This window comes from Thermoactinomyces sp. DSM 45892 (assembly GCF_900107305.1).
In the GTDB taxonomy this organism is placed as follows: domain Bacteria; phylum Bacillota; class Bacilli; order Thermoactinomycetales; family Thermoactinomycetaceae; genus Baia.
In genome coordinates this window covers 1-1481 of the sequence record NZ_FNPL01000043.1, presented here as the reverse complement: position 1 = coordinate 1481, position 1481 = coordinate 1, and the positions used below count along the sequence as shown (strand labels likewise).

The 1481-nt window shown below is 47.4% G+C and carries 1 protein-coding gene; it reads left to right on the top strand.

Annotated features, from left to right (window positions below; genetic code table 11):
• A partial coding sequence (locus BLU58_RS15920; RefSeq protein WP_255404759.1) for a condensation domain-containing protein occupies positions 1-1481 on the top strand: 1481 nt, incomplete at both ends.

Below are 1481 nucleotides of genomic sequence, written 5' to 3'. Positions count from 1 at the left end.
GTGGTGGGCGCGGGAAGCACGCCAGAATGGCGGGAACATCTCAAGGCTCAATTACCGAGCTACATGGTTCCATCGCATTTTGTCGAGATGGAAACTCTACCGCTTACCTCCAATGGAAAGATTGATAGAAAAGCATTACCTATTCCAGAAGAACAAGCAGGAAGTGGAGAGAATCATCTTTCTCCTGTAGAAGAACTCATTGCGTCTGTTTGGAGTCAGGTATTAGGTGTTTCGAACATCGGAGCGCAAGATTCATTCTTTGAACTGGGTGGACACTCACTACTTGCAACCCAAGTGGTTTCCCGCCTACAAGAAGCGTTTCAAATCGAACTTCCATTACGTGAGCTGTTCGAGCATTCGACAGTGGAGACGTTAGCAAGGCGAATCGGCCAATTGCGTCAAGGGGACCAAAAACCAGAATTACCCCCACTTGTACCAGTGGAGCGTGGCGAAGCAATCCCGCTATCCTATGCGCAGCAGCGCTTATGGTTTATCGATCGATTTACACCCAATAGTGCTCTCTATAATATTCCCGCTGTATTGCGCCTTACAGGGGACTGGGCACTCGAATCCCTAGAAAAGGGATGGAATCAGCTTCTAGAACGTCATGAGTCGCTACGGACTGTAATCCAAGAGATAGATGATCAACCCGTACAACAAATCCGCCCTTACAGCCCGGAAACGATTCCAGTGATGAACGTAACGGAGCTTCCGAAGGAAGTACGAGACAACGAAATGAAGCGCATCATTCAAAACGAAGCGGAAGCGCCGTTTGATTTGGGACAAGGCCCTTTGATTCGAGTCCAGATCCTTCAAGTAGAGGAAAAGGAATGGATGCTACTGTGTACCATGCACCATATCATCTCTGACGGATGGTCCATGGAAGTCTTTCTGGATGAATGGATGGCTCTCTATGAAGAAGATATTAGTGGGACACCAGCAGAACTGAACCCTCTCCCTGTACAATACGCAGACTTTGCCCAGTGGCAAAGAGAGTGGTTGAAAGAAGACGTATTGGAGCAACAACTTCAGTACTGGAAAGAAGAACTGTCAGGTGATTTACCAATCCTACAATTACCGACAGATCGCCCTCGTCCAGCGGTTCAAACCAATCGAGGTAAGATGCACCAAGTTCTCTTATCACACCCATTACGAGAGAAACTAAAAGAGATGAGTCGTCAAGAAGGTTCGACCCTTTTCATGACCCTGCTTACGGCGTATCAGAGCTTTTTATCTCGTTATACTGGACAGGAAGATATTCTGGTGGGAAGTCCGATTGCGAACCGGAATTACAGAGAGATTGAAGGATTGATTGGCTTCTTTGTCAATACACTGGTATACCGGGCTGATATGACAGGGAAACCGACCTTCCAAGAGCTGTTGTCTCAAGTGCGTGAAAAAGCGTTACGGGCCCATGAGTATCAAGATGTTCCGTTTGAAAAAATCGTAGAGGTCGTGCAGACCGAACGGAGTACGAGTCA